Source organism: Sphingomonas aestuarii (assembly GCF_054457155.1).
In genome coordinates, this window is record NZ_JBTKVV010000002.1 from 1 (window position 1) to 26,334 (window position 26,334).

Annotated in this window: 25 protein-coding genes; 9 read left to right on the plus strand and 16 right to left on the minus strand. The window is 67.3% G+C overall.

The window, feature by feature from the left end; translation table 11 throughout:
* Positions 1-112 precede the first annotated feature (112 nt).
* Positions 113-2,104 carry a TonB-dependent receptor domain-containing protein gene (locus ACX0GZ_RS03190; protein ID WP_458813317.1) on the minus strand — a complete coding sequence of 664 codons (1,992 nt, stop codon included), beginning with the start codon at positions 2,102-2,104 and terminating at the stop codon, positions 113-115.
* 179 nt (positions 2,105-2,283) lie between these two features.
* Between ACX0GZ_RS03190 and ACX0GZ_RS03195 the strand changes: the two genes are divergently transcribed.
* A complete protein-coding gene (locus ACX0GZ_RS03195; RefSeq protein ID WP_458813319.1) occupies positions 2,284-3,126 on the plus strand; it encodes a DUF72 domain-containing protein in 843 nt (280 codons plus the stop codon).
* Between the two features lie 53 nt (positions 3,127-3,179).
* Here the strand turns inward: ACX0GZ_RS03195 and ACX0GZ_RS03200 are convergent, their stop codons facing one another.
* Genes ACX0GZ_RS03200 through hemC form a run of 5 tightly spaced genes read right to left on the minus strand, consistent with a single transcriptional unit; the run spans position 3,180 to position 8,056 of the window.
* On the minus strand, positions 3,180-4,289 hold the full coding sequence (locus tag ACX0GZ_RS03200) for a CaiB/BaiF CoA transferase family protein (protein WP_458813321.1): 1,110 nt from the start codon (positions 4,287-4,289) through the stop codon (positions 3,180-3,182).
* Positions 4,290-4,309: 20 nt separating this feature from the next.
* Positions 4,310-5,494 (minus strand): acyl-CoA dehydrogenase, encoded by a 1,185-nt coding sequence (locus tag ACX0GZ_RS03205; RefSeq protein WP_458813323.1) that lies wholly within the window; start codon positions 5,492-5,494, stop codon positions 4,310-4,312.
* A 14-nt stretch (positions 5,495-5,508) separates the two neighbouring features.
* Positions 5,509-6,438: a hypothetical protein gene (locus ACX0GZ_RS03210; RefSeq protein ID WP_458813325.1), complete on the minus strand. Its 930-nt coding sequence runs from the start codon at positions 6,436-6,438 to the stop codon at positions 5,509-5,511.
* Between the two features lie 32 nt (positions 6,439-6,470).
* Positions 6,471-7,145: a uroporphyrinogen-III synthase gene (locus ACX0GZ_RS03215; RefSeq protein ID WP_458813327.1), complete on the minus strand. Its 675-nt coding sequence runs from the start codon at positions 7,143-7,145 to the stop codon at positions 6,471-6,473.
* Positions 7,142-8,056: a hydroxymethylbilane synthase gene (gene hemC / locus ACX0GZ_RS03220; protein WP_458813329.1), complete on the minus strand. Its 915-nt coding sequence runs from the start codon at positions 8,054-8,056 to the stop codon at positions 7,142-7,144. Before hemC ends, ACX0GZ_RS03215 begins: the two co-directional genes overlap by 4 nt.
* Positions 8,057-8,121: 65 nt before the next feature.
* On the opposite strand from hemC, the gene tsaD reads away from it, so the two are divergent.
* Positions 8,122-9,249 carry a tRNA (adenosine(37)-N6)-threonylcarbamoyltransferase complex transferase subunit TsaD gene (tsaD, locus tag ACX0GZ_RS03225; RefSeq protein WP_458813331.1) on the plus strand — a complete coding sequence of 376 codons (1,128 nt, stop codon included), beginning with the start codon at positions 8,122-8,124 and terminating at the stop codon, positions 9,247-9,249.
* Positions 9,246-10,223 carry an NAD(P)H-dependent glycerol-3-phosphate dehydrogenase gene (locus tag ACX0GZ_RS03230; protein WP_458813333.1) on the plus strand — a complete coding sequence of 326 codons (978 nt, stop codon included), beginning with the start codon at positions 9,246-9,248 and terminating at the stop codon, positions 10,221-10,223. Before tsaD ends, ACX0GZ_RS03230 begins: the two co-directional genes overlap by 4 nt.
* Before the next feature lie 130 nt (positions 10,224-10,353).
* Here ACX0GZ_RS03230 and ACX0GZ_RS03235 read toward each other — a convergent pair whose 3' ends face one another.
* Together ACX0GZ_RS03235 and ACX0GZ_RS03240 are read right to left on the minus strand one after the other, a co-directional pair.
* Entirely contained in the window at positions 10,354-12,243 is a 1,890-nt protein-coding gene (locus ACX0GZ_RS03235; protein WP_458813335.1) for an AsmA family protein, read from the minus strand.
* Positions 12,244-12,283: 40 nt separating this feature from the next.
* Positions 12,284-12,445: a DUF1674 domain-containing protein gene (locus ACX0GZ_RS03240; RefSeq protein ID WP_458813337.1), complete on the minus strand. Its 162-nt coding sequence runs from the start codon at positions 12,443-12,445 to the stop codon at positions 12,284-12,286.
* A gap of 62 nt (positions 12,446-12,507) precedes the next feature.
* Here ACX0GZ_RS03240 and htpX point away from each other — a divergent pair, with 62 nt between their 5' ends.
* Genes htpX through ACX0GZ_RS03260 form a run of 4 tightly spaced genes read left to right on the plus strand, consistent with a single transcriptional unit; the run spans position 12,508 to position 17,210 of the window.
* On the plus strand, positions 12,508-13,467 hold the full coding sequence (htpX, locus tag ACX0GZ_RS03245) for a zinc metalloprotease HtpX (RefSeq protein ID WP_458813339.1): 960 nt from the start codon (positions 12,508-12,510) through the stop codon (positions 13,465-13,467).
* The gene (locus tag ACX0GZ_RS03250) at positions 13,464-14,765 is read left to right on the plus strand and encodes an RsmB/NOP family class I SAM-dependent RNA methyltransferase (RefSeq protein ID WP_458813341.1); all 1,302 of its coding nucleotides are present in this window, start codon (positions 13,464-13,466) and stop codon (positions 14,763-14,765) included. The genes htpX and ACX0GZ_RS03250 overlap by 4 nt, the downstream gene beginning before the upstream one ends.
* 46 nt (positions 14,766-14,811) lie before the next feature.
* A complete protein-coding gene (rpe, locus tag ACX0GZ_RS03255) occupies positions 14,812-15,477 on the plus strand; it encodes a ribulose-phosphate 3-epimerase (RefSeq protein WP_458813343.1) in 666 nt (221 codons plus the stop codon).
* Positions 15,474-17,210 carry a heparinase II/III family protein gene (locus ACX0GZ_RS03260; RefSeq protein WP_458813345.1) on the plus strand — a complete coding sequence of 579 codons (1,737 nt, stop codon included), beginning with the start codon at positions 15,474-15,476 and terminating at the stop codon, positions 17,208-17,210. Before rpe ends, ACX0GZ_RS03260 begins: the two co-directional genes overlap by 4 nt.
* 88 nt (positions 17,211-17,298) lie before the next feature.
* Here the strand turns inward: ACX0GZ_RS03260 and msrA are convergent, their stop codons facing one another.
* From msrA to pabB, 6 genes are all read right to left on the minus strand, one after another.
* On the minus strand, positions 17,299-17,970 hold the full coding sequence (gene msrA / locus ACX0GZ_RS03265; protein WP_458813347.1) for a peptide-methionine (S)-S-oxide reductase MsrA: 672 nt from the start codon (positions 17,968-17,970) through the stop codon (positions 17,299-17,301).
* A gap of 40 nt (positions 17,971-18,010) precedes the next feature.
* The gene (locus tag ACX0GZ_RS03270; protein ID WP_458813349.1) at positions 18,011-18,166 is read right to left on the minus strand and encodes a hypothetical protein; all 156 of its coding nucleotides are present in this window, start codon (positions 18,164-18,166) and stop codon (positions 18,011-18,013) included.
* Between the two features lie 133 nt (positions 18,167-18,299).
* Complete coding sequence (locus ACX0GZ_RS03275; protein WP_458813351.1) at positions 18,300-18,653, minus strand: type II toxin-antitoxin system RelE/ParE family toxin; 354 nt, start codon at positions 18,651-18,653, stop codon at positions 18,300-18,302.
* Positions 18,654-18,680: 27 nt separating this feature from the next.
* Positions 18,681-18,944, minus strand: a complete 264-nt coding sequence (locus ACX0GZ_RS03280; RefSeq protein WP_458813353.1) for a type II toxin-antitoxin system Phd/YefM family antitoxin — start codon at positions 18,942-18,944, stop codon at positions 18,681-18,683.
* Positions 18,945-19,028: 84 nt separating this feature from the next.
* On the minus strand, positions 19,029-20,228 hold the full coding sequence (locus ACX0GZ_RS03285) for a pyridoxal phosphate-dependent aminotransferase (protein ID WP_458813355.1): 1,200 nt from the start codon (positions 20,226-20,228) through the stop codon (positions 19,029-19,031).
* A gap of 44 nt (positions 20,229-20,272) precedes the next feature.
* Positions 20,273-22,051: an aminodeoxychorismate synthase component I gene (gene pabB, locus ACX0GZ_RS03290; protein WP_458814311.1), complete on the minus strand. Its 1,779-nt coding sequence runs from the start codon at positions 22,049-22,051 to the stop codon at positions 20,273-20,275.
* Between the two features lie 129 nt (positions 22,052-22,180).
* On the opposite strand from pabB, the gene ACX0GZ_RS03295 reads away from it, so the two are divergent.
* Entirely contained in the window at positions 22,181-22,840 is a 660-nt protein-coding gene (locus ACX0GZ_RS03295) for an MBL fold metallo-hydrolase (protein ID WP_458813357.1), read from the plus strand.
* 105 nt (positions 22,841-22,945) lie between these two features.
* Positions 22,946-23,959 carry a histone deacetylase family protein gene (locus ACX0GZ_RS03300; RefSeq protein ID WP_458813359.1) on the plus strand — a complete coding sequence of 338 codons (1,014 nt, stop codon included), beginning with the start codon at positions 22,946-22,948 and terminating at the stop codon, positions 23,957-23,959.
* 2 nt (positions 23,960-23,961) lie between these two features.
* On the opposite strand, the gene ACX0GZ_RS03305 is transcribed toward ACX0GZ_RS03300, so the two are convergent.
* Together ACX0GZ_RS03305 and ACX0GZ_RS03310 are read right to left on the minus strand one after the other, a co-directional pair.
* Positions 23,962-24,465, minus strand: a complete 504-nt coding sequence (locus ACX0GZ_RS03305) for an MAPEG family protein (RefSeq protein WP_458813361.1) — start codon at positions 24,463-24,465, stop codon at positions 23,962-23,964.
* A complete protein-coding gene (locus tag ACX0GZ_RS03310) occupies positions 24,437-26,260 on the minus strand; it encodes a M61 family metallopeptidase (protein ID WP_458813363.1) in 1,824 nt (607 codons plus the stop codon). Before ACX0GZ_RS03310 ends, ACX0GZ_RS03305 begins: the two co-directional genes overlap by 29 nt.
* Positions 26,261-26,334: the final 74 nt, after the last annotated feature.

Consider the following 26,334-nt stretch of genomic DNA (forward strand, 5'->3'; position numbering starts at 1 on the left):
CCGCTGCCGCGAAATAGCGGCAGCTATTTCGCACATCAGCAGCGTGCCCGGACGGCGGTGCATCGCACCGACCGACGACGCGGCTTTGCCGCGTCGGCCCCCGACAACACCATCAAAAATCCACCGTGAGGTACAGCGACCCCGTCCGCCCCGAAATCGGCGCATAGGCCCCCGCCCCGCGCAGGTCGAAGCCATAGGCATCACCCACATTGCGCACCTGCCCGCGCAGCGTCGCGCTGCGCTCGCCCAGTTTGAAGCGATAGCGCGCGCCCAGATCGACCAGCGTCCTCGACGGAATCTCGACCAGATTGCTGGTGGTCGCGGGCACGTTGCCGCTGTGCGCCACGCGCAGGTCGAACGACAGCCCCGCCACCGCCTTCACCCGCCAGTCGGCGTTGAAGTCGATCAACCGCCCGGAAATCCCCACCGGCCGCTCGCCGACCCGACCCAGTTCGACCGCCGCGCCGGTCACGCGCGGGCGCGACAGCACGCCGCCTGCGACGATGTAGAGATTGGGCGTCACCGTTCCCGCCAGCGACAATTCCACGCCCCGGCTGACGATATCGCCGAGCGGCCCGAACCGCCCGCTCGCGTCGAGATTGTTGTACGGCTTGCGCAGGTCGAACACCCCGCCCACCGCGCGCAATCCGTCGCTCAGCTGATAGCGGAACCCGGCATCGATCTGGCGGGTAAGGATCGCGGGCAGCGGCTGGTTGCGGTTGACCGCGTTGGCGGGCGCGATCCCGCTTTCCTCCAGCCCGCGCGCATGGCCCGCATAAACGGTCAGCCGCTTGCCCAGATAGGCGGCAGCGGTGACGTTGTAGAGCCAGGGATCGGCGCGGGTTTCGACCGCGGCCATGCCCGGCAGTTCGAACCGCTTTCGATAATCGGTGCGCGACACGCCGAAGCTCAGCTCGCCCACGCCCCGCCAGCGCCCTTCATAGGCGATGCCGCCGGTCCACTGCCGTACGCCGTCGCGAGTCTGTTCGGTAAAGGCGTAATCGGGCTCGGGCGCATCGAACGCTTCGCCGATCACGGTCGGACCATAGAAATGAAAACTCGATCCCCCGTAACGCTGGCTGCGGTCGCGCCCTCGAACCGAGAGATGCACGACGTGCAGCCGGTCGCCCTCGGTCAGGCTGCGGGTGACGCGAAACTCGCCCGAGGTCGAGACGAAGCGGCTGTGCGGATCGGCGATGATGAGGCGATCGGCGGCGCCATCGGGCGTCACGTCCAGCAGCAGGTGCGCGAACGCCGACGGCTCGTCGAGCAACGACCGAAACAGTCCTGCGCGGATCAGCCAGTCGCTGGCGGGCGCGACATTGGCAAGCACCCCCTGCAACACGCCGACGCTTTCCAGATCGGTCCAGTCCGGCCCCGCATAGCGCCGCCGTTCGATACGTGGCGGCAGCTGCGCACCCGCCGGAATGTAGATGGGCGGCGCTTCGTCGTCGATCAGGTGGCTGCGCTGATAGAAGGGGATGACCTCGACCGCGTCGCTCGGCCGCCAGCGCAGCGCGGCGGCCGTGTTGTAGGTCCAGCTCTTCACCCCGTCGACGAAATGATAGCGCTGGACCTGTCCGCCCAGCCCCAGGCTGAGCGTGTCGCCGATGGGCACCACCGCATCCGCCTCGATACTGGCATTGCCATAGGTGTCGCCGCCCGCCATCGCCGATAGGGCGAACGCCTCTCCGGGTTTGCGAAACCGGAAATCGACGATGCCGGTGGGCGAGGGGAAGGGATAGCCCTGTGCCGACAGCCCCACCTTGATCGAGGTCGACCGGCGCAGGCGCGTGAGCAGGCTGGCATAGGGATCGAAATACAGCCCCTCGATCCGAACATTGCCGGCGGCAAAGGGGGAGAAGCCGCGAACATTGCTCTGGGAATAGATACCCAGCGTCTCGCGCCCCACCGAAAAGCCGAACCCGTCCTCCGCCTGGGTCACCGCATTTTCGGCGGCGCGTCCCTGCGCGGGCGGCGGCGCGGGGACAGGAGCCGGGGCGGGCGTGGCTTGGGACGCGGCGGGCGGCGGTAACGGTGGCGCGGTTTGCGGGTCGGGCGCATCGGACGTCGCCGCCAGCAATGCCGGAAGAATGAACTTCACCTTCGCGCACCCCCCGAACGCAACATGCGTGCAGACTGGCACCGCCGGGGTTGGATTGACAAGCGGAATTGACGTGATTTCAACGCCATCACCGGCCACTGGATCGTCATTCATGCAAGCCGGGCGCAGAATAACATGTTTCGGGTCGCTCTGGGATGGGCACCGCTTATGCTGGGGGGATGAGCGACATTCGAATCGGCATCGGCGGCTGGACCTACGAACCGTGGCGCGGGGGCACCTTTTACCCGCAAGGCCATCCGCAGAAGCGCGAACTGGAATATGCGTCGCGCGCGGTGACGGCGATCGAGGTCAACGGCACCTATTATTCGAGCTTCGAACCCGACACCTTCGCCAAATGGGCGGCCGAAGTGCCCGACGATTTCGTCTTTGCCGTCAAGGCGTCGCGCTATGCGGTCAACCGCAAGCGGCTCGACGAAGGCGGCGAATCGATCGCCAAATTCCTGGGGCAGGGGATTGTCGAACTCGGATCAAAGCTGGGGCCGATCCTGTGGCAGCTGGCGAACACCAAGAAATTCGACCACCACGAGATTGCGGGGTTCCTGAAACTGCTCCCCGCCAGCCAGAACGGCATTGCGCTGCGCCATGCGGTGCAGGTGCGGCATGACAGTTTCCATGTGGCGGAGTTCGTCGATCTGTGTCGCGAAGCGGGCGTGGCGATCGTTTATGCCGATTCGGCGGATTATCCGGCGATCGCGGATGTGACCGGCGATTTCGTCTATGCGCGGCTGGAAAATGCGGAGGCCCGGTTCGCGGCGGGCTATGCGCCGTCGAAGCTCGACGAATGGGCGGAAGCCGCGCGGGTCTGGGCGAAGGGCGGCGTGCCGGACGGGCTTCCGACCTTTGGCGCGGCGGCAGACAAGGAGGCGCGCGACGTGTTCGTGTTCATGATCAACGGGGCGAAGGAGAAGGCACCGGCGGCGGCGATGGCGTTGATCGAGCGACTGAAAGACAAATCGCAACTCATCCGTTTGTTTCGAGCGAAGTCGAGAAACGTGAGCTAGTGACTCGTGAGCGCTTCTCGACTTCGCTCGAAACAAACGGGTGGCGGATGAGGTTAAACGGGCCGCTCTGGGCTGGGCTTGTCCGCGACCATGCGTGTCCCATCGATGACGATCGGGCTGGCGACGCCGGGGAGGCCATCCAGCATCACCTGCATGCCGCGGGCGATCACCTGCGGGTCGGCGAAGACTTCGGCGACGGTGTTGATCGGGCCAGCGGGGATGCCCGCGGCCTCCAGCGCTTCGTAGAGCGCTGCCTTGTCCCACGCACCGATCGCGGCGGCGAGCAGCGGGATCATGGCGCGGCGGTTCTCGACGCGGGCGGGGTTGGTGGCAAAGCGCGGATCGTCGCCTAGATCGAGGCCGAGCACCGCGCACAACCGCCGAAACTGTCCGTCATTGCCGACCGCGATAATCAGGTCGCCATCGGCGCAGGCGAATGCCTGATACGGGGCAAGGTTGGCGTGGCCGTTGCCCATGCGGTGCGGCACCTTGCCCGACGCCATCCAGTTCAGCGCCTGATTGGCGAGCACCGCGACCTGCGTGTCGAGCAGCGCCATGTCGATATGCGCGCCGCGTCCCGTCGTATCGCGCTGGCGCAGCGCAGCGAGGATCGCGACCGCGGTATACACGCCGGTGAAGATGTCGGCATAGGCGATGCCCGCCTTCTGGGGCGCTCCGTCGGGCTCGCCGGTCAGCGACATGATCCCGCCCATCGCCTGAATGATGAAATCATATCCCGCGCGCGGCGCATAAGGGCCGGTCTGCCCGAACCCGGTGATCGACGCCACGATCAGGCGCGGGTTGAGCGCGATCAGGCTGGCGGGGTCGAGACCGTATTTGACGAGGCCGCCGACCTTGTAGTTTTCAATCACGACATCGGCCTCGGCGACCAGCGCGCCGATTTCGGCCTGGCCCTCCGGCGTCGTGATATCGACCGCGCGGCTGGTCTTGCCGCGATTGGTCGAATGATAATAGGCGGCGTCGAGGTTGCGACCGTCCGCGTCGTGAAGGAAGGGCGGCCCCCAATGCCGGGTGTCGTCGCCCGCACCGGGGCGTTCGATCTTGACCACCTTGGCCCCGAGATCGGCGAGCAGCTGCCCGCACCACGGCCCGGCGAGGATGCGGGCGAGTTCGACGACTTTCAGGCCTGCGAGTGGCTTCAATCCACCCTCCGTTGATTAGGCTAGAACGCCGCGATCCCCGTGATCGCACGGCCCAGGATCAGGCCGTGGACGTCGTGCGTGCCTTCATAGGTGTTCACCGTTTCCAGGTTGATCGCATGGCGCAGGACGTGGAATTCCGCCGCGATGCCGTTGCCGCCGTGCATGTCGCGGGCGACGCGGGCGATGTCCAACGCCTTGCCGCAATTGTTGCGCTTGATGATCGAGATCGCCTCGGGCGCGAGCGTGCCTTCGTCGAACATGCGGCCGGCGCGCAGGCAGGCGTTGAGGCCGAGCGCGATTTCGGTCTGCATGTTGGCGAGCTTCATCTGGACGAGCTGCGTCGCCGCCAGCGGCCGCCCGAATTGCTGGCGTTCGAGCGTGTAGCTGCGCGCCGCCTCCATGCAGAATTCCGCCGCACCCATCGTGCCCCAGGCAATGCCGTAACGCGCCCGGTTGAGGCAACCGAACGGCCCCTTCAACCCCTGAACCTCGGGCAGCAGCGCGTCTTCGCCGACTTCGACGCCGTCCATCACGATTTCGCCGGTGATCGACGCGCGCAGGCTCAATTTGCCCTCGATCTTGGGCGCCGAAAGCCCCGCCATGCCCTTTTCGAGCACGAAACCCTTGATCCCGCCGCCATGTGCGTCCGATTTCGCCCAGACCACGAACACGTCCGCGATCGGCGAATTGGTGATCCACATCTTGGTGCCGGTCAGCCGGTATCCGCCGTCGATCTTTTCCGCCCGCGTCCGCATGCCGCCGGGGTCGGACCCCGCATCGGGTTCGGTCAGGCCGAAACAGCCGACCCATTCGCCGCTGGCGAGTTTGGGCAGGTATTTGCGCTTCTGTTCTTCGGTCCCGTAGGCGTTGATCGGGTGCATCACGAGGGACGACTGCACGCTCATCGCCGAGCGATAGCCGCTGTCGATCGCCTCCACCTCGCGCGCGACCAGACCATAGGCGACATAGCCCAGGCCTGCGCCGCCATATTCTTCAGGCACCGTCGCGCCAAGCAGGCCGAGCTGGCCCATCTCGCGCATGATCTCGCGGTCGAAATCCTCGTCGAGATAGGCGCGGGTGACGCGCGGCAGCAGGCGTTCGCGGGCATAGCTGCGCGCCGAATCGCGCACCATGCGCTCCTCGTCGGTCAGTTGCGCGTCGAGCGCGAAGGGGTCCTGCCAGTCGAAGCGGCCCATATCTGCCATGTCGAATTCGTCCTTCAGTTCGTCGGGGGCGCCGCTTCGGGCGCGGGTGCGCCGCCATCGGGCGCGGTATTTCCGGGGAGGATGGTCGAAAGGTCGGGCACCTGGATTGGGGGTGCGGCCGGCACTACAAGCCGTCCCTGACCCCGAATCGCGGCGGTTTCGATCCGGTCGAGCGCGCGTCGGGCATTCACATAGCGCCGCGCCGCGAGCATCCAGCTTTGCGCGTTGTCGGCGCCGGGCAGCCGCTCGATCTCGGCAATCGCGCCTTCGACCTGGCCCTCGTTCAGCCGCTGGCGCGCGCGTGCCAGCCGGTCGGCGGGGCGCGGGCTTTGCGATCCGCGCTGGCGAATGACGATCAGACTGCCCAGCGAACGGCGGATCGCCGGACCCCAGCCATCGGACAGGTCGGTGCGGATCAGCGAGGGCGCGATCGTTTCGAGTGCTTCGCGCAGGTCGCCGATGGTGACGGGCTCGCGGGCGTTGCGGGTGACGATCGCCACCGCCTGGGGCTCCGATTCGGCGAAGCGCAGCCGCAACTGATCCTCGATATAGCCGAGCGCCAGCCCGCGATCGAGCGCGCGCCGCGCGGCGAACGCGACCATCAATCCTTCGGCACGCGAGGCAAAGCCCGATGCGGTGCGAGAGCCCGTATCGACATCGTCCAGCCGCCGTTCGAGTTCGGCAATCCGCATGGTCAGCGTATCGGCGCGCGCCTGCAACGCGACGGGATCGTTCTGCGAAGGCTGTTCGGTGGGGACGGTCAGCGCTGTCTCTGTCGGGACCGGTGCGGCACGTTCGCCCAGCCACCAGCGCATCCCCAGCGCCATCAGCGCCAGCCCAGCGACGAACGCGATCATCGCGACGATCAGCACCGGGCTGACGCCCTGCGCGCGGGATTCGCTGGTGTGGGCGGGCGGCAGGTCCGGCCCGGTGTCTAAGGTCATGCGCGTCCTTATCCCCGTCGCTCGTGCCAGCGTCAATCGGCGAGGGCGGTTGCCACGGCCAGCAGCGCGGCATCGTTGGGCTGTTCAGCGGCCTTTACGGTTTCCCAGCCCGATCCCGAAGCGTCAGCCACCGCCTCGCTGATCGCGGCGATGGCGATCGATCCGCGGTCCAGCCCGCCTGCATCGACGGCGAGCGCGAACCGCATCGCGGCGCGTGGGGAATGAAGCAGGGCGACGCAGCCGACCAGCCGGACGACATCCTCGCGCGGCACCGCGACCGCTTCGCTGGCATAGACGATGCGGACGTCGGACAGGTGCAGCGCGTCGACGATCACCCGGTCGCGTCCCGCCAGATGCAGCGCGCGGCCGATGCGGTGCTGACCGAGTGTTTCCGAGAGTTCAGCCAGCCCGCCGCTGCCGATGGCGGTGACCTTCAATCCCGCCGCTTCTGCTGCCAGCGCCGTCGCCTTGCCGACCGTGAACACCGGCAGATGCGCATAGTCGTGGAGCCGCGGCCCGGCATTGCGCACCGCATTGGCGCTGGTCAGCACCAGCGCGTCGTGCGCGGCCGGGTCGGCGGGTTGCCAGGCCAGCGCGCGAATCTCGAACAAGGGCAGGCGGACGACGCGCAGCCCCAGCGCGAGAGCGCGGCCAGCGGTCGCGGCGTTGCCGGGTTCCGGCCGCAGGATCGCGACCGGCCGGGTCATGGTCCCGCGAACAGCTTGGCGACCGCGCTCGGCGCGCGTTTCAGCAGGTCGCGGGCGAGCGCTTCGGCGGCGGCATCGTCATCGCCATCGCTGATAATGTCGCCGGTGATATGGTCGCTACCGTCCTCGGCCAGCAATTCCGCGCGGAGCGTCAGCCGATCATCCTCGACTTGCGCCAATGCCGCGACCGGCGAGTGGCAATCCGCTCCCAGCACCGCCAGCAGTGCGCGCTCGGCCATGACGCAGCGCCAGGTCGGTTTGTGGTCGATCGCGTCGACGATGCGGCACGCGTCCTTGTCGTCGGCACGCACCTCGATCCCGACCGCGCCTTGCGCAGGAGCCGGGAGCAAGTCGTCGATGGCATGGCCGATGTCGGACTGGCCCAGCCGGTCGAGTCCGGCGGCGGCAAGCAGGGTCGCATCGGCTTCGCCCGCCTCCAGCTTCGCCAGCCGGGTCGCGACATTGCCGCGGAACAGGAGGATTTTCAGGTCGGGGCGCAGGTTGAGCAACTGTGCCGCGCGTCGAGGTGAACTGGTGCCGACCCGTGCGCCCGTTGCCAGCGCCGCGATCGTCGTCGCCCCGATCAGCCTGTCGCGCACATCGGCGCGCGGCAGCATCGCGGCGATGCGGATGCGGGTCGGGCGGATCGTCTCGACATCCTTCATCGAATGCACCGCGCAGTCGATGTCGCGGTCCAGCAGCGCGCGGTCGAGTTCCTTGGTCCACAGCGCCTTGCCGCCGATTTCGGCGAGCGCGCGGTCCTGCACCCGGTCGCCGGTGGTCTTGATCGGCACGATCTCGACGCCCTCGTCGGTCCAGCCATGCGCAGCGATCAGGGCGCTACGCACCATATTGGCCTGGACGAGCGCCAGCGGCGAACCGCGCGTGCCGATGCGGAAAGGGGCAGTCATGCGAACAGCGCCTAGAGGATCGCCCGCCCCTTCGACAAGCGTGCGGATCGGGCTATGGGAGGGACATGGCACTCATCCTCGGGATTGAATCGAGCTGCGACGAAACCGCCGCCGCGATCGTCGGCAGCGACCGGCAGATACTGTCGCACCGGTTGGCGGGACAGGAAAAGGCGCACGCTCCGTTCGGAGGCGTCGTCCCCGAAATCGCGGCGCGCGCGCATGTCGAGGCGATCGGGCCGCTGGTTCAGGCGGCGCTGGCGGACGCAGGGGTGACGCTGGATCAGGTCGATGCGATCGCCGCGACCGCCGGGCCGGGATTGATCGGTGGCGTCATGGTGGGCCTCGTCACCGGCAAGGCGCTGGCGCTGGCGTCCGGCAAGCCGCTGGTGGCGGTCAATCACCTCGAAGGCCATGCGCTCAGCCCGCGATTGTCGGACCCCGACCTCGAATTCCCCTATCTGTTGCTGCTGGTGTCGGGGGGACATTGCCAGTTGCTGCTGGTCGAAGGGGTCGGGCGGTATCGGCGGCTGGCGACCACGATCGACGATGCGGCGGGTGAGGCGTTCGACAAGACCGCCAAGCTGTTGGGGCTGGGCTTTCCCGGTGGGCCATCGGTCGAGGAAGCCGCGAAATCGGGGGATGCCGGGGCGGTTCCCCTGCCGCGCCCGCTGATCGGGACGGCGGAGCCGCATTTCTCGTTTGCGGGGCTGAAGAGCGCGGTGCTGCGGGCGCGCGATGCGGGCATCCACAAGCCGGAGGATATCGCGGCGTCGTTCCAGCAGGCGGTGGTCGATTGCCTGCTCGACCGGACGCGGCGGGCGCTTCAGACAATCCATACCCCGTTCGTTTCGAGCGAAGTCGAGAAACGTGATCCGGGCGCGCGTGAGCGTTTCTCGACTTCGCTTGAGACGAACGGGAGGGGCAGGGTTAAACCCACCGCGCTTGTCGTCGCGGGCGGAGTCGCGGCCAACCGCACCATCCGTGCCGCGCTCGAACAACTCGCCTCCGAACACGGCCTGCGCTTCGTCGCGCCGCCGCTGTGGCTCTGCACCGACAACGCGGCGATGATCGGATGGGCGGGGGCGGAGCGGTTTGCGGCCGGGCTGACCGATCCGCTCGACGTGGCAGCGCGACCGCGCTGGCCACTCGATCCAACGGCGGAAAAAGCGCGCGGCGCGGGGGTGAAGGCATGAAGATTGGCGTGATCGGCGCAGGCGCATGGGGCACCGCCCTGGCGCAAGTCGCAGCGTCGGGCGGCGAGGAGGTGCTGCTCTGGGCACGCGAGGCCGATGTCGTCGATTCGATCAACGAAGCACATGAAAACCGGCTGTTCCTGTCGGGCGTGACGCTGTCGTCCGCCATATGCGCGACGTCGGACTTCGCCGACCTCGAGGGCTGCGACGCGCTGTTGGTGGTCGCTCCAGCGCAGCATGTCCGCGCCGTGCTGACCGAAGCGCAGGTCGGGGCGACGCCGCTGGTGCTGTGCGCGAAGGGGATCGAGGCGGGGACCGGGCTGCTGGTCGGCGAGGTCGCCGCGCAGGTTGCACCGGACGCGCCGATCGCGGTGCTGTCGGGGCCTACTTTCGCGCATGAGGTGGCCAAGGGATTGCCGACTGCGGTGACGCTGGCATGCGGCGACGACGCGCTGGGGGCGGCGTTGGCCGCCCGGCTCGCGGCGCCGACCTTCCGCACCTACGCCTCGCGCGATGTGATCGGCGCGGAGATCGGCGGGGCGGTCAAGAACGTACTCGCCATCGCCTGCGGCGTGGTCGAGGGCGCGGGGCTCGGCCTGAATGCACGCGCCGCCACGATCGCGCGCGGTTTTGCCGAGATGACGCGGTTCGGCGTTGCGCGCGGCGGGCAGGCGGAAACGCTGGCGGGCCTGTCGGGTCTGGGCGATCTGGTGCTGACCTGTTCGTCGACCAATTCGCGCAATTTCTCGCTGGGTGTCGGGCTGGGTCAGGGCAGGGCGGCGGGAGAATTGCTGGCCGATCGCCGGACGGTGGCGGAGGGCGCGTTCACCGCGCCGGTGCTGCGCGAGGAAGCGCGCAAGGCAGGCGTCGAGATGCCGGTGACCGACGCGGTGTGCGCGCTGCTGGACGGCGCGCCGGTCGAAGCGGTGGTGCGGGATTTGCTGGCCAGGCCGTTGAAGGCGGAGGGGTTCTAAGTTCCTCCCCGGCACGGGGAGGGGGACCATCCGCAGGATGGTGGAGGGGGCAGGCCGCAAGCGATGTGCTTTGTGGCACTCCCCCTCCCTCAGCGCTCCGCGCTGCCACCTCCCCGCATACGGGGAGGACTTATTTGAGCGCCCGCATCGCCAGCACGCCGCAATTGGCATCGGTCGCCAGCGGCTTCTGGTCGCCGGTGATCGCCTTGCCCAGCAAGCGGAATACTGTCCCCACGTTGCGCGCGTTTTGCGGCGGGAAGGCGTCGGGGTTCTTGATCGTGCCGCCGATCGGCAGCGGGCGGTCGTAGCGCAGCAGGCTGCGCTGCTTCGGCGCGCCGGTCAGCGACCAGTTCAGGCGATCGGTCTTCATGTCGATCGTGCCGGTCACGTTCGCCTGACTTTTCGACGTATCCACCACCAGCGGGTTCAGCCGCCCCGTGCCGCCGCGCACATCCATGCGAAAGACGAGGCAATTGAGCCGCGCGCGCTCGTCCGAATCGCCGGTCACGCCGCGTCCGATGTCGAGGCCGATGAACGATGCCATCCGTCCCGGCAGCACGCCGTTGGTGGCGACCAACCCGACCATGCCGTTCGAATTGGCCACCGCCTGACGCAGCGTTCGCCCCGGCCCGGTCAGTTCGGCGCGCCCGCGTAGGGAGCCCGAAATATCGCCATGTCCGGCAAAGGTCGCCAGCGTCGAATCGGCCAGTTTTAGGTCGAGCGTCACCATCGGCACCTCGCGCCCGCGCGCGTCGATGAAGATGCGGCCCGACACGCCGCCGCGCGTCAGCGCCGCCGACAGCGGTTCGACGGTCAATTGCCGGTCGTCCATCGTCAGCACGCCGCGCGCCGAGCGGAACGGGGCGGGTTGGCGCCAGAGCAGGCGGCGCAGGTTGAATTCGATCCGCCCGTCGGTGGTATCGATGTTGCCGATATCGATATCGGTGTCGGGCACGACGCGCGGTCCCGTCCGTGCCGCCTTCGCCGCGCCGCGCGCGCGCCCGGCATCGTCGGCGAGGTCGTCGAAATCGAAGCCCGACGAATCGAGCTTGCCGGTGAGCTTCGTGCGACCGTCGCGCTTCTCGACGGTCAATTCGCCCGAAAAATTCGACCGTCCGACCGTTCCGTCCAGATTGGTGACGATCCAGTCGGGGCTGCGACGTTCGATATCGGCGGTGAAGCGAATCGGTTGGGTGCCGGGCAGGCCCGCTTCGATGATCGCATCAAGCGTTTTGAGCGAATCGCCGCGTGCAGTGACCTTGCCCGTGAAGCGCCCGGTGTCGAGTGCCTGCGCCATCCGTCCGTCGAGCCGCATCGACAGCGCGTCGCCCGTCACCTCGGCGCGGAAGGGCCAGGGGCCATCGCTGATCGGCGCGCCCACCGCGACGATCCTGACCGGTCGGTCGCGCACACTGCCCTGGCCACCGACGCGCAGGCCCTGTGCATCGAACGCAACCCGCACCGTGGCCGAGCGGTTGCGCTGGGCGTCGTCGTAGCGGACGACCGCATCCTCGATCGTCAGGTCGCTGAGCCGCATCGGCGATCCGCTGCCCGCATCGTCCTTGCGGTCGCGCTCCCAGTTGCGACGACCCTCTTCATCGCGGATCAGATGCGCGCGCAGGCCGGTGATGCGGACGCCATCGGGTCGGATCTGCCCGCGAATGGCGCGCAGCACGGGGATGCGGAACCGGGCTTCGTTCAGGGTCAGCAGATCGCCGTCGCCTGCCCAGTCGGGCTGGGCGATATGCACATCGCGGACGATGATCGTGGGGGTGAAGGAGAACGCCTCGGCACGCTCCACGCTGGCGACCCGCGCGGGCGCGCCGGTGGCGTCGGTGATCGCGGTCTCGATCCGCGGTTTCAGCCAACCGACGGGTGCGGCGGCGATCGCCAGCACCGCGATCAGCAGCAATGCGACCAGCGCGACCCCGATCCGAATCGCCCAGACGCGAAGCTTGGCGTTGCGATCATCGCGAGCGGCGACCGCGTCCTGGCCCGCCTCGGCTTCGTCAGTCGTCAATCCGGCACTCCCCCAAGCGCTTAGGCGCCGAAAACCGGCGTCAGAAATCCACCGCTATGCCGTTTCGTTCCCAGTCGCCATAGCGAACCGGATCGGTGCCCAGCGGATCATCCGTTGGCCGCACCAGCGGCTCGGGTTTCGGCACCGGCGGGCTTTTGGACAGATGGGCAGGCGGCTTCACATGATCGGGTCGTTTGGCCATGGCGGATATCCTTGCGAAAATCGGGACTTTCCCCACATTATGGGGACAAGGAGTGACTTCAAGTGAACGGTTTCAAGACGACGATGCTGCTGGCGGCGATGACCGCCCTGTTCATGGCGCTGGGCTTCACGCTCGGCGGGCGCGGCGGCATGATGATCGCGCTGCTGGTGGCGGTCGGGATGAACTTCTTCACCTATTGGAACGCCGACAAGATCGTCCTCAAGATGCACGGCGCGCGCGAAGTGGATGACGCCAGCGCGCCCGAATTCGTAGGCATGGTGCGGACGCTTGCCCAGCGTGGCGGGCTGCCGATGCCCAAAGTCTATATCGTCGACACGCCGCACCCAAATGCCTTCGCGACCGGCCGTAATCCCGAAAACGCTGCGGTTGCCGCGACGACGGGGTTGATGAACATGCTGACCCGCGACGAACTGGCCGGCGTGATGGCGCACGAGCTGGCGCATGTGAAGAACCGCGATACGCTGATCATGACGATGGTCGCGACGATCGCGGGCGCGATTTCGATGCTTGCCAATTTCGGGCTGTTCTTCCGCGGCGGCGACAGTCGCGGCAATATGATTCCGATGATCCTGGCGGTGATCGTTGCGCCCTTTGCCGCGATGATCGTCCAGATGGCGATCAGCCGCACGCGCGAATATGGCGCCGACAAGGGCGGTGCGGAGATTTCGGGCAACCCGCGTGCGCTTGCCTCCGCGCTCGCCAAGATTTCGCGCGGCGCGCAAGCCGTGCCGAACGAGACGGTCGAGCGCAATCCGGCGATGGCGCAGCTTTATATCGTGCCTGCGCTGCGCGGACGCGGCGGCGACAGTCTGTTTTCGACGCATCCCGATACCGGCAATCGTATCGCCGCGCTTGAGGCGCTGCACGCCGACATGGGCGGCGCGGCGGCGTTCGTGCCCGAACAGGTTGCGCGGGTCGAGCGTCAGGTCGGGAGCGCTCCGGGCATCCCGTCCGTCCGCCGCAAGCGTTCGAGCGCCCTCAACCCGACGCAGCGCAATTGAGCATCAGCCCCAACCGCCCGCGCCTGGCGCCCGAAGCGCCGGGGGTTCCCGCACGTCGCGCCGCGTTGCGCCTGATCGATGCGGTACTTCGCCGCGGGCAGGCACTGGAACAGGCGCTGGATGGCGCGGCCAAGGATTTGGAGCTGCGCGAGGACCGCGCGCTAGCCCATGCGCTCGCCGCGGCCGTGCTACGCCGCACCGCCGATCTCGACACGCTGATCGACAGCGCGACGCGGATGAAGCTGGCCGACGATGCCAAGGCGCGGACCGTGCTGCGCATGGCGCTGGCGCAGGTGCTCGACATGGGCACGCCGCCGCACGCCGCGATCTCCACCGTGTTGCCGCTGGTCGATGGTGGTCCGCGCAAGCTGGTCCACGGCGTGTTCGGCACGCTGATGCGTGGCGAGGTGACATTGCCCGAATCGGTTGCGCTGCCGCCTGCCGTCTCCCATCGCTGGCGCGGCTATTGGGGGAACCAGGTCGTCCGCGATGCGGGGCAGGCGATCGCCGCGCCGCCGCCACTCGACCTCGCGCTTGCCGATCCTTCGCGGACCGAGGAATGGGCGACGAAGCTGGAGGGGGTCAGCTTGATGCCCGGCCATGTCCGCTTGCCCGCGGGTGCGGCTGTGCCGTTCCTCGACGGGTTCGACGAAGGTGCGTGGTGGGTTCAGGATCTGGCGGCGTCTCTGCCCGCACGGCTGCTGGGCAAGGGTGGCGGCCGCGTGCTCGACCTGTGCGCCGCGCCGGGTGGCAAGACGATGCAGTTGGCCGCGGCAGGCTGGGACGTGACCGCGGTCGATGCGTCCGAAAGTCGTCTGGCGCGACTTTCCGAAAATCTCGCGCGCACCAATCTGACGGCGCAGGTTGTCGCCGCCGACCTGCGCAACCGCAACTGGCAGCCCGAAGGCGAGGCCGATGCGGTGCTGCTCGACGCGCCCTGTTCGGCGACCGGAATCTTCCGCCGCCACCCCGACGTGCTCCACCGCGCGCACGGACGGCTGATCGCGGAAATGGCCGAGCTTCAGGGGCAATTGCTCCACCGCTCGGCAAAATGGGTGCGACCCGGCGGGACACTGGTGTTCGCAACCTGCTCGCTGGAACCGGTCGAGGGAGAGGAACAGGTTCGGACGTTCCTCAACAGCCGCCCCGACTTTGCGATTCAGCCCGTTTCGGGCGATGAATTGCCCGTGGGTGTGACGCCGCAGTCGGAAGGCTGGGTGCGGACCTTGCCGGGGATGCTGGCGGATGTCGGCGGGCTCGACGGGTTCTTCATGGTGCGATTGAGACGTCAGGACTGACCCACCAGCCTTGCGAGCCGACGCCTACATGCTAGAGGATCGGTCCATGCCCGCCAAACCCGTCCGCATCGCGCCGTCCATCCTCTCCGCCGATTTTTCGAAGCTGGGGGAGGAGGTTCGCAGCATCGACGCCGCCGGCGCGGACTGGATTCACGTCGATGTGATGGACGGCCATTTCGTCCCCAACATCACCATCGGCCCGGCAGTGGTGAAAGCGCTGCGCCCGCACACCACCAAGCCGTTCGACGTTCACCTGATGATCGCGCCGGTCGACCCGTATCTGGAGGCCTTTGCCGAGGCGGGTGCCGATTGCCTGTCGGTCCATCCCGAATCGGGGCCGCACCTGCACCGCACGCTCCAGACGATCCATGCACTGGGCAAGCGGGCGGGGATCGTGCTCAATCCCGCAACCCCGCTGGAAATGGTCGCCCCGGTCATCGACCTGCTCGACCTGATCCTGGTGATGAGCGTCAATCCGGGCTTTGGCGGGCAGAAGTTCATCGACAGCCAGTTGGGCCGGATCGAGGCGCTGCGGCGGATGATCGACGATAGCGGGCGCGACATCGATCTTGAGGTGGATGGCGGCGTCGATCGCAATACCGCGCCGCGGGTGATCGCGGCGGGGGCCGACGCTTTGGTGGCGGGGACCGCGACCTTTACCGGCGGCCCCAGCGCCTATGCCGACAACATCGCCGCGCTGAGAGGCGCGTGACAACCCCGCCCGAGGACGGTCCCGGCGCCGACGGGATCGACCAGGGCAAGCGGCTGATCCGCAGCGGCGGCGACAGGGGACTGTCGCTGGCCGAGCGGATTTCCGAGCGTCTGCAACGGCTGGCATGGCGGACGCCGCTGCATAGCGTGCGGTTGCGCGGGCGTTATCCGCTCAAACTGATCGCGGTCGCCGACGACCCGTTCTTCGGCGATGTGGCGCGCGGCCAGGCGCTGCTCGACGGCATGGTCAGCCATCTGGGCGAGACGCAGAATCTGAGCGGTCTGAACCTGAGCCGCCCCAGTTTTTCGGCCCGTTTCGGCGACTATCTGCACAGCTTCGAATGGCTGCGCGACCTGTCGAGCGTGACGACGCGCGCCAATGCGGTGCCGATCGCGGAGGCGATCATGCGGCAATGGCTCGCCGCGCACGCCGACAAGGTGTCCGATCCCGCATGGCGCGCGGACCTGTGGGGGCGGCGGATGCTGTTCTGGATCGCGCACGCTCCGCTGATCCTGTCGTCGAGCGACCTGATCTATCGATCGAAGGTGCTCAACACGCTGGCGCGCGGCAGCCGCCATCTGGAACGCACCGCCGACAAGGCGCCCGAGGGGCTGCCGCGCGTCGCCGCCTGGTGCGGGATCATGGCATCGGGGCTGATGATTCCTGGCGGCGATCCCCGCCGCGGGTGGTGCGAGGCCGGGCTGTTCCGCGCGATCGACGGCGCGATGTTCGACGATGGCGGCACCATCGGGCGATCGCCCGCGTCGCAGCGCGACATGGTGATGCTGCTGACGATGGTGCGCGAATGCTATGCCGCGCGTCGCCTCGATCCGCCGGAGCGGTTGCAGGGCGCGATCGACAGCCTCGTCGCGGCGATGCTGGGCGTGTGTCACGGCGATGGCGGCCTTTCGAGCTGGCAGGGTGCGGCGCCCATATCGGGCGAGATGATCGCGCAATGCGTCGAAGCCTCGGGCGCGCGCGTCCGACCCCTGCGTCAGGCACGCGAATGGGGGTATCAGCGGCTGGTCGGCGGCAAATCGGTGCTCATCATGGACGCCGCCCCCCCGCCGTTGGCACGAGTCGCGGAAGGCGGCTGCGCATCGACGTTGGCGTTCGAATTTTCGGACGGTCCGGCGCGCGTCATCGTCAATTGCGGGGGCGGGCGTCAGGCGCATGTCATCGTGCCCCCGGCGCTCGCCGCCGGGCTGCGCACCACCGCCGCGCATTCGACGCTGACGTTGGCGGACAGCAATTCGACCGCGATCCATCCCGACGGGACATTGGGCAAGGGCGTGGGTGAGATCGAGCTGAGTCGCCACGAGGGCGAGAATGCCGCTCGGATCGAGGCGAGCCATGACGGCTATGTCCGCCGTTTCGGCCTGATCCACCGGCGTCAGGTCACGCTGTCGAAGGATGGCGGCGACGTGCGCGGTGAGGATATGCTGTTGCCGTCGGGCCGCAAGCGCAAGCGGGGCGACGTGCCCTTCGCGATCCGGTTTCATCTGGGCGCGGGGGTTCAGGCTTCGCCGACCGCCGACGGGCTGGCGGCGTTCCTGCGATTGCCCGGCGGCGGGCTCTGGCAATTCCGCGCGAAGGACGCGGCGCTGTCGATCGAGGACAGTTTGTGGATCGGCTTCGACGGTCGCCCGCGCGCGACCAGCCAGATCGTGCTGACCGGCACCGCGCCCGCAGGTGGCGCGCATGTCAGCTGGGTGATGCACAAGGCGAAATAAGGACTTGTACTCCTGCGAAATCAGGAGCGTTGGCAGTCAAGATCGCGCGCGAAATCCAGCACTCCTGCTTTCACAGGAGGACAGCCAACTATTTCGCGAGGCTCGGAAACCCGGCCTTGAACGCCGCCAGCTTGGGCTTGTCCCAGCGCAGGATGTAGGGATGCGCGGGGTTCTTGCGCATGAAGTCCTGATGATATTCCTCGGCCGGGTAGAAGGTGCCGCTTTCGATCCGCGTCACGATCGGGCGCGGATACGCCTTTGCCGCGGCCAATTGCGCGATGTAGCGTTCGGCGACCAGCTTTTGTGCCGAGCCCTGCGGAAAGATCGCCGAGCGATAGCTGCGCCCGACATCCGGTCCCTGCCGGTTCAACTGGGTGGGATCGTGGGCGACCGAGAAAAACACCCGGAGCAGCGTGCCATAGCTGACCTGCGCGGGATCATAGACGATGCGGATCGCCTCGGCATGATCGGTCGCCTCAGCTGCGACCTGCTTGTAATTGGCGGTCGCTTTCGTGCCGCCCGCATAGCCGCTGGTGACCGATCGCACGCCCTTCACCGCTTCGAACACCGCTTCGGTGCCCCAGAAACAGCCGCCCGCGAATACCGCGGTTTGAAGTTTACCCTCAGGCTTCACGTCCATCTTGGGCGCCGGGATCGGCACCGCGCGTTCGGACGCGGGCGCACCGGTGAGGGCGATGGCAGCAAGCGCGGCCGCGCCGCCCAGGGCAAGGATCGTCTTCATGGTTGGCATATAGGTCATCGTCGGTCCTGTCGCAAAACCGGACGAAACGGGGACGGCATCAGCCGACCGGCGTCACCACTGCCGACTGGGTATAGTCCACGGGCGCGGGCGCATCGACATTGTGCGTCAGCTGCACGCCGACCAGCGCCACCGCGCCGAGCGCGAAACCGCCGATGAAATGCCGGAAGAATCCGGTGCGCTTGATCGTCCGCATGGTCCATCCCCTTATCGGGCAAGTGATTAACGAGCCGCAAATGCCGACCCCGTCATCGTCACCCGATCAGCTACGTGTCGGGCAAGAGATGGGATGCGCGCATCCGCATTTGGAGGGATAGATTTAATGCAGCCTAGCTGAACCATCGCTTGGGCGGTCGTTCATCTGGCGGTCGGGTTCGTCGCGACAACAGCCGGGTGGCCAATAGCGATTGCAGGTCGCGACGACCGTCCGCGATCATCACTATGGTCACCTGCGCCGGATCGACGCGATAGATCAGGCGGTAAGGTCCCATCGGCGACTGGCGGAACAGGTCCATGTCGAGCCCCACAATCTCTCGCGGGACGGGACCGCGGAGCGGATAAAGTTCCAGTGCGTCGATCCGTTCAATGACGCCGTCGAGAGAGGATTCCGCCGCGTCGATGCCGCGATCGTCGGCGATCCAGCGGTGGATGTCCGCGAGATCGCCCTGCGCGCCTACGCTCATCGCAACGCGGTATCGCTCGCTACCGGATCAACGCGCGCGGAGCACAGCCACCGCGTCGCGAGCATCGCGCATGTCGCCCGCTGCCATGTCCTGTGCACCGAGCGCCAGCAGCTTGAGCATCGCAAGCGTTTCCTGCGTTGCTTCGTAGCTGGCGAGATCCTGCAACACGGCTTTCGCCTCGCCATTCTGGGTGATCACGACCGGATCGCCGCGTTCGGCGAGCCGGGCGAGGATCGCGGCGGCATCTGCCTTCAACTGGCTGATCGGCCTGACTTGCCCTGACAATCGCATCGCTTGGCCCCTCGGATCGAATATGGTCCGAATATAGTCCGGCCTATCGGCCCGTGTAACCATCAGCCCATACAATAAGGGGCCTCAGGAAAGCGCCTTGCAGGCTCCCTGAATCCGCGCGCACGCCTCGTTCAGCGCCTCGTCGCTGGTCGCATAGCTGATCCGCATGGCGGGGGAGAGGCCGAAGGCAGCGCCCTGAACCGCCGCGACGCGCGCCTCGTCGAGGAGATAGGCGACGAAATCCTCGTCACTGTCGATGCGCTTGCCCTTGGGCGTCGTCCTGCCGATCAGGCCGGACAATTCGGGATAGACGTAGAAGGCGCCTTCGGGCGTCGGACAGGTCATCCCGTCGATTTCGTTCAGCGCGGCAACCACCAGGTCGCGGCGGCGCTGGAAGGCGGCGTTGCGCTCCGCCAGGAACGACTGGTCGCCGTTCAGCGCGGCGACCGCAGCGGCTTGTGCGATCGAGCAGGGGTTGCTGGTCGATTGCGACTGGAGCTTGGCCATCGCCTTGATCAGCCGCTCGTCGCCGCCCGCAAAGCCGATCCGCCAGCCGGTCATCGCATAGGCTTTCGAACAGCCGTTCACCGTCAGCGTGCGCTCGTAGAGATTGGGACAGACGCTGGCGATCGTCGCGAAGTCGAAGCCCGGATAGACGATGTGTTCGTACATATCATCGGTGAACACCCACACATGCGGGTGGCGCTCGAGCACCGCGCCCAGCCCGCGCAGTTCGTCGGCGGTATAGCCCGCGCCGGTGGGGTTTGACGGCGAATTGAGGATCACCCATTTCGTCCGCGCGGTAATCGCGGCGTCGAGCTGTTCGGGGGTGATCTTGTACCCCTGATCGGCGCCCGCCGCGATGAACACCGGCTTGCCGCCCGCGAATTGCACAACATCGGGGTAGCTGACCCAATAGGGCGCGGGCACGATCACCTCGTCACCCGCGTCGATCGTCGCGACGAACGCGTTGAACAGCGTATGCTTGCCGCCGACGTTCACGCTGATCTGGCTGGGGGTGTAGGTCAGGCCGTTGTCGCGGGCGAATTTGGCGGCGATGGCCTCCTTCAATTCATGCGTGCCATCGACATTGGTGTATTTGGTCTGGCCTGCGCGGATCGCTTCGATCGCGGCGTCCTTGACGAAATCGGGGGTGTCGAAATCGGGCTCGCCCGCGCCCAGCCCGATCACCTCGATCCCCTGGCGTTTCAGCTCGTTGACGCGCGCGGTGACGGCGAGCGTGGGCGAAGGCTGGATACGGCCGAGCGCGGCGGAGGTCTGCATGGTTCAGGTGGCCCGTTTCGCTGGAGGAGCAAGCGGTCGAGCCGTTAGCGCGGGCAGTGCTGCGGCGCAACCATTCGCGCAATCATCAGCCCGCGAAGCGCGTTTCCGATGTAAAAATCTTGCGCGAGGTCGGCGGCGGTCAGCACGCCTTCGACCGCGCGACCGGTGCTGAGCAATTCGTCGCGCAACACGCCGCGCAGCAGGCCGGGCGCGGGCGGCGTCACCAACACACCATCCCGCTCGACGAACAGATTGGTGAAGCTGCCTTCGGTCAGCCGTCCGTCAGGCGTGACAAAGACCACTTCGAACGCGCCCGCTTCCCGGCGAGCCGCGTCGTAGAAGCCGCGATCGGTAGTCTTGTGGTTCAGCCGGAAATCGCGCTCTGCAACCGGCAGCGGCGCGATCGCCACCTCGACCGGGCCGGTGGGCGGGGGCGGCATCGCGCCGGTCTCGATCGCGATCGCCCCGCTTTTCGCAAGCAGCAACCGGATGCGCGCCGGGGCGAGCAGGCGAAAACTCGCCACCTGAAGCGCGTTGCGCGCGGTGTGGCGGTCGAATTCGTAGCCGAAGGCGCGCGCGCTCGCTTTCATCCGTTCCAGATGGCGTTCGAGCAACACGATGCCGCTGCGCGGATCGAACGCCATCGTCTCGATCAGGTCGAATCCGCGCTGCCCGGCGGTAACGAATGCGCCCTTCGCCAGGCATTCGGACCATTCCTCATGGGCGCGAGAATCGGCGACGACGCCCGAGCCGAGGCCCATCCGGAACGCGTCGCCGTCCGCCGCCCACAAGGTGCGGATCGCGACGTTAAACATCGCGTCGCCATTCGGGTCGAGGCGTCCGATCGCGCCGGTATAGGGGCCGCGCGGCTCGCCGTTTTCGACTGCCTCGATCACCTGCATGGCGCGGACCTTGGGCGCGCCGGTGATCGAACCGCAGGGGAACAAGGCTTCGATGGCGTCCACTGCGTCGCGGTCGGGGGCGAGCGTGGCGGTGATGCCCGAGACCATCTGATGCACGCTGGGATAGGTTTCGACCACGAACCGCTCGGGCACCCGCACGCTGCCCGGCACGGCAATGCGGCTGAGGTCGTTGCGCAGCAGGTCGACGATCATTAGATTTTCGGCGCGCTGTTTGGGATCGTTGCGGAGGGTTTCGATCGCTGCGCGGTCGGCGTCGGGGGTGCTATCCCGGCGCGCGGTGCCCTTCATCGGGCGGGCGCGAAGCTCGCCGTCCTCCAGCGCGAAGAAGAGTTCGGGGGAGAAGGACAGCAGCCACGCCGCCCCGGTCCACAGCAGGGCGCCGAACGGGGCCTGCGCGCGCGCCCGGATCGCGGCATAGAGCGTGATCGGATCGCCTTCGCTCGCAAGGCGCGCCTGAAAGGTCAGATTCGCCTGATAGATGTCGCCTGCGGCGATGTAATCGGCGACCTGCGCCGCCGCCGCGAAATAGGCGTCGCGCGTGACGAGCGGCTGCGGCGCGCCTACCCATGCGCCTGCCGGATCGGGCAGCAGCGCCGCCACGTCGGCATTGGCGATCTCGCGATAGCCCTCGAACAGTCCGAACCAGGCGACCGGAAGCGGCCCCGGTGCGACGGGGCCACCGGTCGGCTCGAACGCCGGTCCCGCGCCATAGCCGAGCCACCCTGCGGCATGGAGGCCGTCGCGAGCGGCCTGCCGCAACCGCGACATCAGGTCGGGCACTTCGTCGGGGGCCTTCGCTTCCAATTGCTTGACGGGTTCGACGTAAAGCCGCGCCGGTCCGCCGCCGGGTCGGGCGTCGTCAAGCAGGACGAACGGTCTATCGGCGGTGATCGGCCCCATCGGATCGTCGATGCCGCGCTTGCGCGTGCGCTTCAACCCCTCGAACGTCGCTCGTGCTTTCCCGCGCGGGCGGGTGAGCAGGCGGGACGCGCATTGCGAGCCACCGCCCCGCCGCCTATGTCGCCTCTCATGGAACAGCCCCCGCTTCGCGCCGCGATCGTCCCCGTCACCCCGCTCCAGCAGAATTGCTCGCTGATCTGGTGCACGAAAACGATGCGCGGGGCCTTCGTCGATCCCGGCGGCGACTTGCCGCGGCTGAAGGCGGCGATGGCGCAACACGGGGTCACCATCGAAAAGATCCTGCTCACCCACGGCCATATCGACCATTGCGGCGAAGCGGGCACGCTGGCCAAGGAACTGGGCGTGCCGATCGAAGGGCCGGAGGAAGCCGACCGCTTCTGGATTTCGCGGCTGGATGAAGACGGGAAGAATTACGGCATCCGCGGCGCGGTGTTCGAACCCGACCGCTGGCTGGTTCAGGGCGATACGGTGACGGTCGGCGATCTGACGCTCGACGTCTATCACTGTCCCGGCCACACGCCGGGCCATGTCGTGTTCCATCACCCGGCGTCGAAACTGGCGATCGTCGGCGACGTGCTGTTTCAGGGTTCGATCGGACGAACCGATTTCCCGATGGGCAATCATCAGGACCTGATCGATGCGATCGTCACGCGGCTGTGGCCGCTGGGCGACGACACCGCCTTCATTCCGGGGCACGGCCCGATGTCGACCTTCGCGCATGAGCGGCGGAGCAACCCGTTCGTCGCAGATGCGGCGCTGGCGGGTTAGCCTATTCATTCCCCGTTCGTTTCGAGCGAAGTCGAGAAACACGGGCTAGGCGCACGGGTCGCGTTTTTCGATTTCGCTCGAAACGAACGGCGATAGGGAGTTCTCATGCTCAAAATCTTCGATCCCCGCCAGCTGGCCCACGCCCCCGCGCAGGAACTGCACAATGGCAGTTGGGCGCCGCATGCCGATGTGCCGTCACGCGCGGAGAGCATTCTTGCCGCGATCGGCGACACGACCCCGCCGCGCGATTTCGGGATCGATCCCATCCGGGCGGTGCATTCACCCGGCTATCTCGATTTCCTGCGATCGGCGAATGCGATGTGGCGGGATGCGGGGCGCGAAGGGAGCGCGGTCGGCTATGTCTGGCCGGTGGTCGGGCGTCGTCCGCTAACCCTGTCGCGAATCGACGCCTTGCTCGGACGATACAGCTATGATGCGGGGACGCCGATCACGCCCGAGACCTGGGACGCGGCCTATTGGGGCGTGCAGACCGCGCTGACGGCGTTGCAACCGCTGCTCGACGGCAGCGCGCGATCGAGCTTCGCGCTGTGTCGCCCGCCGGGCCATCATTCGGGCGCGGACTATCTCGGCGGCTATTGTTACCTCAACAATGCGGCGATTGCGGCGCAGGCGGCGGTGGATGCGGGCGCCGGACCGGTCGCGATCCTCGACGTCGATTATCACCACGGCAACGGCACGCAGGATATCTTCTTGGAGCGCAGCGACGTGTTCTTCGCGTCAGTGCACGCCGATCCGGCGACCGACTATCCCTTCTTCTGGGGCCATGCCGACGAGCGCGGCACAGGCGCGGGGGAGGGCGCGACGCTCAACCTGCCGCTGCCACGCGGGACCGATTTCGCCCGCTATCGTGGATCGTTGGCAACGGCGATTGAGGCGATCGCGGCGTTCGGCGCTCGAACGCTGATCGTCTCCTACGGCGCCGACACGTTCGAGAGCGATCCGATTTCCCATTTCAGGATCCGCACCTCCGATTACGCCGACATGGCGTCGGACATCGTCGCGCTGGGCCTGCCGACCCTGGTGGTGATGGAAGGCGGTTATGCGGTCGATGCGCTGGGCGCGAATGTGGTCAGTTTCCTGAGCGGGTTTTCCGACTGAGTTCACCCCATTGCAGGTGGCAGGGGTATCGCGACATTGCTCGCGCTGCCGCTCGCGAGGATAACGATGGCATAGATCGCCAGTCCCGCCGTCACCGCCAGCGACACGATGATCCCGAATCCCCGCGCAGGCATGTTGCCGTCCATCCCGATCGGATGCGCGATCCGAGCCAGAACGAATGCCGCCGCCGTGACCCAAAGCCCGATGCTCGCCCCGCGAGCCAGTTCGGTCAGCGCGAGCAGGATCAGCACGATCGGCGCGAATTCCGCAAAGTTTAGTTGCGCACGCATCCGCGCCGTCAGCCGTTCGTTGCCGCCGTCGCCGATGCTGATCTTCTCCGCGCGCCGGATCGCCCCGATTCGCATTGCCAGCCACAGGTTGATGAACGCGCATGCCGCCGCTGCACTCAGCGTCACGGGGAGTGTCAGTCCTGCCATCGTCGTCTCTCCTTCAACCTTGGTCTGATAGGGGCGGTCATCACGGCTGCGCGCCCAGCCACGCGCCACGAAACTTCGCCTGGGCGGGCGTCAGCGTCCCTCCGACGGCCTCGGTCCGCACCACTTCCAGCGTCGGGTCCGCCGCCAGCGTCATCGTCGCGCGGCGCTCCTGGCCGAGATGGGTGAACGCGATCTCCACCCGCTCGCCCGGCTTGCGCGCGGCGAGCGCGGTGGTCCAGTCGCCTTCGCTCGCGATCGGCTTGCCGCCCAGCGCGGTGATTCGCGCGCCCGCACCGACTGCGGCGTCGTAAAGCGGCGTGCCCGGCGCGGGATAACCGGCGACCGTCACGCCGCTTGCATCGCCCCGCACCGGCGTCGGGCCGACCCAGGCACGACCCGGATTGGCCGGACGCAGCACCAGGCCCGCCTGCGCCAGCAACGGCGCGAAGTCGGGCAGCTGAGACCCCTCGATCTGGGTCGCGAAGACGCTGTCGGCGAATCGCTGGTCGGTCACGGTCGCCAGCGCCGCTTTCAGGTCGGCGGTGACGAACGGCCGTTCGGTGACGCCATGACTGCGCCACAGCGTCTGCATATAGTGGTCGAGCGTGGTGCCACGCTGGCGCAGCGCGAGGTCAAGTCCCGCGGCGATCACCGCGCCATAGAGATAATAGCTGGTGAAGATGTGGTCCTGACGCGGATCGATCGCGGTTGCGGCATCGACGAAGGGCGCGCGCAGGCTCATCTCCATCGGCCCGTGATAGCGTCTGCCGGGGCGGTTGAGCGTGTAGTTCAGCGCACGGCTGAGGTCGGCGAGATATTCGTCGACGCTCCACACCCCAGCGCGCGCGATGGTCAGTGGCCCGTAATAGCTGGTGAAGCCTTCGGCGAACCACAGGCTGGGCGTAGGGTTCGCACGGGTAAAGTCGAAGGGTTCGAGTTCGGCGGGGCGCAACCGTTCGACCAGCCAGGCGTGGAAGAATTCGTGGCTTAACGTGCCGATCTGCGAATAATTGGCCTCCGCCAGCCCGCGATTTGCCGTGAGGATGGTCGAGTTGCGATGCTCCATCCCGTCGCCTGACGCCTGCGGCACATAAGCGGCGATGAACGTGTATTCGCCGTGGTCGAAATCGGGGACGTCGCCGCCGAACACCTTGATCTGCTCGTCGACGACTTTCTTCGCCATGTCGGTGAAGCGATCGACCTCGCTTTCCGCGCCATTGTGATGGACCGCCAGCCGGATCGTGCGGGGGGTGCCGCGATCGTCGACCTGCCATTCGCGGACGTCATGGTCGGCGAGCGTCGTCGGGCTGTCCATGAAATATTGCAGATCGGGCGCGCCGAACGTCCAGGGACGGCTGGTGGGGACCAGTTGAGTCGCGACTTTCCACCGGTTGTTCGCGGGCCGGAATCGGACGGTGATCGGGCGCGCGTCCTGCCCCTGCGCCCACAGGAAGGTCGCGGGCATATTGAGATGCGCGTGGGTAGGATCGACCTGGGCATAGGTGCCGTCGGCGCGATCGGCGAACAAGGTATAGGTGATCGTGACGGTGCCGTCGTGCTTGGCGACGGTCCAGCCATAGGGATCGGTGCGGGTTATGGGCAGATCGCGTCCGCGGCTGTCCCTGGCGCTGACCGCATAGACGTTCTTGGCGAATTCGTGGATCGCGTAACGACCGGGCGACGACCGGGACATCTGAAACCGCACCGGTTCCGATGGAAGGTCGGACACGGTGACGGTGATGCGCGCTTCGTTGTGAACCGCGTTTTCGAAGCTGACATCATATTCGATCGGGCGCGGCGCATCCTGTGCGCTCGCCGATGTTGCCAACGCAATCGCTGCACAGCCCGCCATCCAACGCCGCATCGTCCGTTCCCCTATCTGCCACCGGCGCTCAGGCCGAGCGCATTGTTGCGACAGGGCTAGGCGGGAACGGTCGC

What these genes read in the sequence shown, in the direction of transcription:
- ACX0GZ_RS03195 (WP_458813319.1), top strand. Translation starts at nt 2,284, where the DNA reads ATGAGCGACATTCGAATCGGCATCGGCGGCTGGACCTACGAACCGTGG.
- ACX0GZ_RS03205 (WP_458813323.1), bottom strand. Translation starts at nt 5,494, where the DNA reads ATGGCAGATATGGGCCGCTTCGACTGGCAGGACCCCTTCGCGCTCGAC.
- ACX0GZ_RS03210 (WP_458813325.1), bottom strand. Translation starts at nt 6,438, where the DNA reads ATGACCTTAGACACCGGGCCGGACCTGCCGCCCGCCCACACCAGCGAA.
- ACX0GZ_RS03215 (WP_458813327.1), bottom strand. Translation starts at nt 7,145, where the DNA reads ATGACCCGGCCGGTCGCGATCCTGCGGCCGGAACCCGGCAACGCCGCG.
- hemC (WP_458813329.1), bottom strand. Translation starts at nt 8,056, where the DNA reads ATGACTGCCCCTTTCCGCATCGGCACGCGCGGTTCGCCGCTGGCGCTC.
- tsaD (WP_458813331.1), top strand. Translation starts at nt 8,122, where the DNA reads ATGGCACTCATCCTCGGGATTGAATCGAGCTGCGACGAAACCGCCGCC.
- ACX0GZ_RS03230 (WP_458813333.1), top strand. Translation starts at nt 9,246, where the DNA reads ATGAAGATTGGCGTGATCGGCGCAGGCGCATGGGGCACCGCCCTGGCG.
- ACX0GZ_RS03240 (WP_458813337.1), bottom strand. Translation starts at nt 12,445, where the DNA reads ATGGCCAAACGACCCGATCATGTGAAGCCGCCTGCCCATCTGTCCAAA.
- rpe (WP_458813343.1), top strand. Translation starts at nt 14,812, where the DNA reads ATGCCCGCCAAACCCGTCCGCATCGCGCCGTCCATCCTCTCCGCCGAT.
- msrA (WP_458813347.1), bottom strand. Translation starts at nt 17,970, where the DNA reads ATGACCTATATGCCAACCATGAAGACGATCCTTGCCCTGGGCGGCGCG.
- ACX0GZ_RS03270 (WP_458813349.1), bottom strand. Translation starts at nt 18,166, where the DNA reads ATGCGGACGATCAAGCGCACCGGATTCTTCCGGCATTTCATCGGCGGT.
- ACX0GZ_RS03275 (WP_458813351.1), bottom strand. Translation starts at nt 18,653, where the DNA reads ATGAGCGTAGGCGCGCAGGGCGATCTCGCGGACATCCACCGCTGGATC.
- ACX0GZ_RS03280 (WP_458813353.1), bottom strand. Translation starts at nt 18,944, where the DNA reads ATGCGATTGTCAGGGCAAGTCAGGCCGATCAGCCAGTTGAAGGCAGAT.
- ACX0GZ_RS03285 (WP_458813355.1), bottom strand. Translation starts at nt 20,228, where the DNA reads ATGCAGACCTCCGCCGCGCTCGGCCGTATCCAGCCTTCGCCCACGCTC.
- pabB (WP_458814311.1), bottom strand. Translation starts at nt 22,051, where the DNA reads ATGGGGCCGATCACCGCCGATAGACCGTTCGTCCTGCTTGACGACGCC.
- ACX0GZ_RS03295 (WP_458813357.1), top strand. Translation starts at nt 22,181, where the DNA reads ATGGAACAGCCCCCGCTTCGCGCCGCGATCGTCCCCGTCACCCCGCTC.
- ACX0GZ_RS03300 (WP_458813359.1), top strand. Translation starts at nt 22,946, where the DNA reads ATGCTCAAAATCTTCGATCCCCGCCAGCTGGCCCACGCCCCCGCGCAG.
- ACX0GZ_RS03310 (WP_458813363.1), bottom strand. Translation starts at nt 26,260, where the DNA reads ATGCGGCGTTGGATGGCGGGCTGTGCAGCGATTGCGTTGGCAACATCG.